Below are 7025 nucleotides of genomic sequence, written 5' to 3'. Positions count from 1 at the left end.
TCTACTACATAACGTAGGATACAAGATTATTTTATTTTCTTCTTAATTTTTCTTTGGAGAGACCAAATCCAGAAAAAGGTCTTCATAGTTGGCCAAAATCTTTTCCTCTGAATACCTTGAATATACAGATTCCCTAACTGCGCTTGGGCTCCAAGGGTGGTTGATGGACAACTCCAGTTTTTCCAAAAAATCTACATGATCCTTGGCTATATATCCGTTTACCCCTGGCAGTATAATTTCATTGATTCCCCCCGGGGCATCGAACACAACCGCCGGGGTGCCCGTGGCACAACTTTCCAAAAGGGCATTTGGAAAACCTTCAACATAAGAGCCTTGTAGGTATAGATCGTTTTGCGCCAAATACTCATTGACTTTATCCGTATGGGAAACAAATGTGATTTTTTCGTGTAGTCCAAGACTTTCAACCAAATTGACCAAGGTATCCTTATAGTCACCGGAACCAATGATGGTGTAATGAAAAGGTTGGTCAAACTCGGCCAAGGCCTTTAAAACCCTTTGAAACCCTTTTCGTTCGGTCAACCTGCCAATAGAGATGAACCGCAATACGTTGTCCGCTGCAAAAGTGCGCTCCTTTAATTTGAATTTTGTGGTTACGGGGTTGTTGATGACCACCATCCTTGAAGTTGGCAAACCAAAATTCTCAATCAAATCATTCTTCATGTCAATGGATTGACAAATGATCATATCCTGGGATTTCAACGCCAAGCGATACAACATTGCCGGTCTATCGTTTCCCGTGTCCTCACTGTCCATGCTAAAACTGGATATGGTGGTTTCCCTGGCCACAAATTTTGTCTTGGGAAAGAAAAGCCCAATAAGGCCTAGCATGGTGTTCACATGGCCCATGGCACCAATTACAATTTTTGGCTTGTTCTTGATCATAAATTTGATGATACCAAACACAGCATGCTTAACGCGACTTTTGTTTAAAAAGGTGACAGGAATTTTGTCCACCTGGTATTTTTGGTCTTCATCGGAACCGGTGATCAGCAGATGGGAATTAAATAGGGCAGGGTCTATGTTCTGGGCCAAAAAGGACATTACCCGTTCGGCACCTCCTGAACGCAATGAGGGCAATACAAAAAGGACATCAATTTTTTTTTCCAACTGAAATGTGTTTAGTGATTTTATAGATTGGTGTTATTGCTCAATTAGGGACAGGACTTAAATTTTGTGATTCTTCTTCTACTTCCAATCTTGGAACAAGGCCTTGCGATTCGAGCCCCAATAACATCAAAACCATAAAAAAGGGATAATCCGCACTGAGGAAAATGTTATTGTGAAAGCTTATGTGGGTGGCATAGCCCAAGAGGAACAAGATAAAAATGACCCGCATGATGGAATTTGACTTTTTATTGTGTTCCAATAAAAATTTCACCAACATAAAAAGCAGTACATACCCAAGGAATGAGTAATAAATACCAACGTTTATAATGCCATTATGCGAGGTTAAGTGCAATATGGATGTCTGTCCAAATTTGTGGTACATATCTTGTTTAACGGTTTGGTACTCTTTTTTGGACACCCCCAGCGGATAGGTCATAGCCGCTGTAACACCGGTTAGCCATAACAATGGCCTACTATCCGACTGCCCCTCCGAGCTCAATTTGGTCAACCTGGAATTTTTAGGCAAAAAATAATCTTGGCCAATTGCAATAAAGAGGGAAAGCACCAACCCGGAAACAACCATGGCAGATTGGTAAAAAGGTCTTTTCTTATGGGGCACAAAGAAGAAATAGCCACCAACTATGACAAGTTCCCCGAGCATTAACGAACGGGTCTGGGTAAGAATGGAGCATATGAAAAGAACCCCAAGAAAGGCCATGTAAATTCTTTTTTTGGTTTTAACATACATAAAAAAGGTCATGCAAAAGCTGGCTATGGCAAAGTAGGAGAATGAGATGGTGGACGCAAAGGGCCCGGCCAATCTAAACCGATCGGCATAGCCTCCTGAGATATATGTGTCCTCCCGTTCAATGGCCCCTGAAATACGATCACTGTCCAATGTGCTGGAAAAAAGAAACTTTTTCAATTCCAACATCTCACTGGCGAAGGGTGAAATGGGGTGCTGTAAAATCGCAAATAGACAGATCAAGAAATGGCCTATCAAAACTATATTCACATACTTTAAGTTCTTCTGGGCCATCAAGAAAAATAAGGCCGAGAATACGATAAAGGAAAACCCCTTGAACAGGTCTATAAAAACATATTTGGTCTCTATTTCATTAAGAACCAAAATACGGAGGTTAACAAGGAATTGTATTATGGCAAAGGCAACTAAAAAAGCATTCCACCCCCTAAAAAAGGAATTTGTCTTCAATGCTTTTACATAGGGTTTAAAGAGTATAAAAAAGAATGCGAATTCCAATGCACGATCAATACTGATAATGTCTCCCAATCGAAATTTGATAAAGACATTGTCAAATGCCAATAAAAGGGCGATGATTATGTATGAAACCTTCAGATTCATGAATGTTGGGCAAAAAAGTCTCTAAATATAGGTACTCGACCCATATAATTTTTAATCTTTCCAGGCAGCGAATTGGCAACTAAAATAAACATGGGGAGATTATTGGGTGTGAAAATGATATTTTTTTTGCTTTTAAAATAGAACACAATGATGGGTAAATATACGGTTACTGTGATAATCAAGTGAATCCATTTGGATGTAATCCCAAAATAATAGAGCAGTACCGTGCTGAGAACAAAAAGGAGATGAAAAATGATATTTTTGGATAAGTCCTTTATTAACGCAATGCCCGAAAAATCCAAAACCTTATATAGCCTATAGGCAATTTGCACATAATTTATCAAAGTGGCCACCAACACCCCCGCAGCAACCCCGGGCAACGAATAGATTTGGCCACCAATATAGGTGCATACGAACATCAAGACTGCAAATATCAACTGGTAATAGGCTCCCCGGTACACAATTCCCAATGACTTAAGGTAAGATTTGTTTATCCGGGTCCCAAACCGAAAAGCCAGCCCCAAGATCAACAATTGCAAAGGGAGTACCGCCGATTTCCATTGGTTTCCCAAAAAAGCATCAATAATCAGTTCGGCGTTGATCAAGATCAATACACTTACAGGGACCAAGAGTCCAAAACAAAAGGTTGTGCTAAACGTATAAAAGGACGATAGTTTTTTGGTATCATTTTGTTTTTGGGATAGAATGGGGAACAGGACCTTGTCGAAAATGGTACCAAAAAAACTGGCCGGTATGGAATACAATTGGAACGCCTTGGAATAAAAACCCAATAAAGCCGTCCCTAATATTTTACCAACCACAATATTGTCCGCTTTCTCCCCAAAAAAATTAAATATAATGCCCAACGTATGCCCAGAACCAAAAAAGAACAAATCCTTTAAAGGTTGTTTTTCCAAACGCAATGAAAATTTGGGCACCTCATAATAAATTGTCAAACAAATGGTAATGCATAGTCCTACAAACTGCCCCCAAATGAGTGACCAATACCCAAAACCGAGATAGGCCATGGTTATGGAAACAGTACCAGAACCGATAAGGTAAGCGATCAGACCGATTTTAACCCCCACATCAAATCTAAACTTTCTGCTCAATAACGCTTCCCCAACACTGCCAAAGCTCACCAGCGGAAAAAAGATGGAAAAAAATTGAAGGGCCTCGATGTCTTTTTGGATATTGAAAAATTCGGCAAACAGTGGGGTGAGGGCATAGTAGGCAAACCCTAAAACAGTCCCCAGAAGAATAGAAAAGGTATAGGCCAGTGAAATATGTTTGGACGTTAACTCGGGTAATTGTACCAATGAACTTGCAATCCCCATTGTGGTGATTTGCTTTGTGAAACTGACTACGATCATGATTATGGCCACCACACCAAATTCTTCGGGGGTAAGTAGCCTGGAAAGAATCCCAATGACCAATAGCTGTAAAACAATTTGGACAACTGAACCCGAAAAATTCCAAATAAAACCGTGAATTCCTTTTTTGGTAAGTGAATCTTTCTTTGAAGGACCCATAAAAATGTTACAAAATTAGTCTGTTAAAAATAACGGTGAATAAGTCATTTATTGTTGTGCCATCAAATAATTGTTTGCTTCAAGGAATTACATGGTTTTCTGGGTTTCACGGTGCTTTTTCATGCTACTTATGGGATATTGGATTTTTAAGGAATAGTGCATTCAACCAAACCACGTCCAATTTTATGACTGATCACGGAAATTCAAAATAGTGTAATCAGAATTTGCGCTAAGTTCTAAACTTTTTCCGTGTCAAAAACATTTTATCATTTCAACTACCCATTTTATCGTTGTACTATACATTTTGAATGGCATTAAAGCAGCGCATAATGGGTTTAACAGTTAAATCAACGTTAAAAACACCCACCCAACGATCCAAAATAGGGAAGGGGCCGTAACTCGAAGGAAAAAAAAATTGAAGTATGCATTACAGAGAAGTTGTTAATTTTTCTATCGATGAAATCACTGATATTCAAAAAACTATGTATTTCATCGAAAAAAGACAACTTTTCATCGGCGTTTTTCGTTTTTGATATACTATTGCATACTGAATCTTGAATTACATTTTTTTAACCTATCTTATGAGACGTAACCCCACCCCAACTACGTTTATGTTGTTTATTATTTCATTTTTCTTTTTGCTGTTCTCTTCTTGTCAAAAAGATTCTGATTTATTTGCTGAAGCAATTCTTGATGATCCAGACCCCGTTGTGGATGGTTCTGATGATGGCGATGATGCTGAAGTGGAAGCGGCAACAATTACGTTGAATGCGATTGATGATGCCTATATACAGGATGGTGAAGGTATTAACGAAGGCATTGTCCGCGTTGAAACCAATGTAAGAACAACCTATTTAAAATTTGATTTGAGCTCCATTGAAGGTACCATAACGGGTGCCTACCTTGAATTTACCACTGATTCCGATCAAGGCCATGGGCATTTGGAAGCTTATAAAGGAACGGGCAATGATTGGACCGAAGAAAGCCTGTCACTCGATAATGCGCCCAGCCAAGGCGAACTTTTGGGAGAGGTGGACAGTGAATATGCTGTTGGCTTTGATCAGCAAATACCATTGGACAGCGATCTGTTGACATCTTCCTTGCTTTCGATTGTGTTAAACATTAAATCAGGAAATGATATTGCAATAGCTTCCAAGGAAAGTCCAAACAATGAGGGCCCCCGTTTGGTTGTTGAATATATGGGCAAGGTCAATGGAAATACCCAAGAGGATGATGAAAATGATGATGATATTGGAAATATTGTGATTGATGATGTTATTACACTTACTGACCTAAAAGCTTTTCCATCCGCCTTTGGTGCAGCAGCAGAGATTACGGGTGGTCGTGGCGGCACCATTTATGAGGTAACCAATTTGAATGATAGTGGGCCAGGATCATTTCGGGCAGCGTTCGAAGCAACGGGAAAAAGGATTATCATCGTAAAGGTGGAGGGTTTTGTTGAAAAATCTTCTGAATTTAAAAATCTTCAACCAGGACAAGGCGATGTCAGTATTTGGGGACAATTTGCTCCTGGAAGGGGAATTACCCTAAGCAAAGGGAGATTTTCATGGAGTAATGCAGGTAATATCATAGTAAGGCATATTACCGCACAAAACGGTGATGTAAATTGTACAGTCAATGTTAGTTGCTATGATGCACTGAATATATTTGCTATGAAAGAAAATACAGGCTTTTATATAGATCATTGCTCCTTGCGTTATGGTGCAGACCAGATATTTTTCACAGAAACTAGAAATGCCGGTAATACTTCAACCATGGCGTATAATGTCTTGGCTGAAGCAGTTCCATCACATAATACTGGTGTTATATTCAGTGATGATTTTTCAGACAGAAACAATGGTGCAGGAAGCCATTCTTTTGCTAGGAACATGTTCTATAATATATCACATAGATTTCCAAATATGAAAGGCTATAGTGGAAACTTTGAAATATACAATAACTACATCGTAAATTGGGACGCGAGACTTAGTCGGAACAGTGGCCCTCTAAAGGTAGATTGGCATGACAATTATGCTGAAGCAGGAAACAAATCAAAAGGGTCAACACCTATAAATAAATGGGGATATGATAATGGCGAATGGAATAATAAAAAACCAACCATTTATTCATCAGGAAACTTTATAGGTGGATGGGATGAAACGCCAAGTTCAAATCAAGAAAATATTTGGGTATGGTTCAAATCAAGCTCAGCTACCGTTGGAAATACAAGAGTAGTTGAAGACGAACCTTTGGATCCTTCACTATTTAGTTCATCGAAAATCAACAATTTTATACTTCCAAATGATGGTATCTGGTCTTATGACCAAATTCCTGAAAAAATGAATGCCAGTGTCGGACATAATAGAGGGATCAATGCGGATGGAAGCCCAGGGTTTTTCCGCGATGATTTGGATCAAGAATATCTTGCACGTTCATTGAGTGGTACTACGCCTTCTCGTTATCGTGAACCTTCGGAATGGACCAATTCATCATTTACCAATACAAATATGTATTTGGATTCAGACGGCGATCATATGCCCGATTGGTTCGAGAACCAACATGCACACCTTAATCCCAATGACCCAAGTGATATGTTGAAAACCCATGTTGATTGGGCATTTTCTGATGGATATGCCGTTGTCAATAATGCGGGATATACCAATCTTGAAATCTGTGCTGAATACTACGCAGGAGGGTTTGAAACTATATTGGAAGGAACAAATGATATGAACTTTTAGTCATTTAAAGGCAAAAGAGCATCTATCATAACAGAAAAAATTATTCTAAGCATTCTTAATAGGGATGCTTTTTTTTTTGAGGAAATCCTTTTATCGTGTGTTGTCAAAGATAATAATGCCTGTCATGTTTTAGTCTTAAATTTCTTTCTAATTCTGTCGCATGGCTTTGAATTTGGCAAATCAACCAATAAACTTTCGAAATCAATTCCATATTTAGAATTTTATTTTGAGTATTGTATAGCTAAATAATTTTGAGATTAATCA

4 protein-coding genes are annotated in these 7025 nt (G+C 38.8%); 1 reads left to right on the top strand and 3 read right to left on the bottom strand.

Annotated elements, in window-relative coordinates; genetic code table 11:
• Window positions 1-42: 42 nt before the first annotated feature.
• From A7D14_RS12630 to A7D14_RS12620, 3 genes are read right to left on the bottom strand one after another with little or no spacing between them, the layout of a single operon-like run.
• Window positions 43-1128 carry a glycosyltransferase gene (locus A7D14_RS12630; RefSeq protein WP_067035112.1) on the bottom strand — a complete coding sequence of 362 codons (1086 nt, stop codon included), beginning with the start codon at window positions 1126-1128 and terminating at the stop codon, window positions 43-45.
• Between the two features lie 40 nt (window positions 1129-1168).
• The gene (locus A7D14_RS12625) at window positions 1169-2491 is read right to left on the bottom strand and encodes an O-antigen ligase family protein (protein WP_067035107.1); all 1323 of its coding nucleotides are present in this window, start codon (window positions 2489-2491) and stop codon (window positions 1169-1171) included.
• Window positions 2488-4023 carry a lipopolysaccharide biosynthesis protein gene (locus A7D14_RS12620; RefSeq protein WP_067035104.1) on the bottom strand — a complete coding sequence of 512 codons (1536 nt, stop codon included), beginning with the start codon at window positions 4021-4023 and terminating at the stop codon, window positions 2488-2490. Before A7D14_RS12620 ends, A7D14_RS12625 begins: the two co-directional genes overlap by 4 nt.
• A gap of 581 nt (window positions 4024-4604) precedes the next feature.
• On the opposite strand from A7D14_RS12620, the gene A7D14_RS12615 reads away from it, so the two are divergent.
• Window positions 4605-6761, top strand: a complete 2157-nt coding sequence (locus A7D14_RS12615) for a DNRLRE domain-containing protein (RefSeq protein WP_067035101.1) — start codon at window positions 4605-4607, stop codon at window positions 6759-6761.
• Window positions 6762-7025 lie beyond the last annotated feature (264 nt).

The organism is Allomuricauda sp. CP2A (genome assembly GCF_001683915.1).
GTDB lineage: Bacteria > Bacteroidota > Bacteroidia > Flavobacteriales > Flavobacteriaceae > Flagellimonas.
Note: the sequence above shows the minus strand (reverse complement) of the source record. Positions and strands in the feature narration are given on the sequence as shown.

What these genes read in the sequence shown, in the direction of transcription:
- A7D14_RS12625 (WP_067035107.1), bottom strand. Translation starts at nt 2,491, where the DNA reads ATGAATCTGAAGGTTTCATACATAATCATCGCCCTTTTATTGGCATTT.
- A7D14_RS12620 (WP_067035104.1), bottom strand. Translation starts at nt 4,023, where the DNA reads ATGGGTCCTTCAAAGAAAGATTCACTTACCAAAAAAGGAATTCACGGT.
- A7D14_RS12615 (WP_067035101.1), top strand. Translation starts at nt 4,605, where the DNA reads ATGAGACGTAACCCCACCCCAACTACGTTTATGTTGTTTATTATTTCA.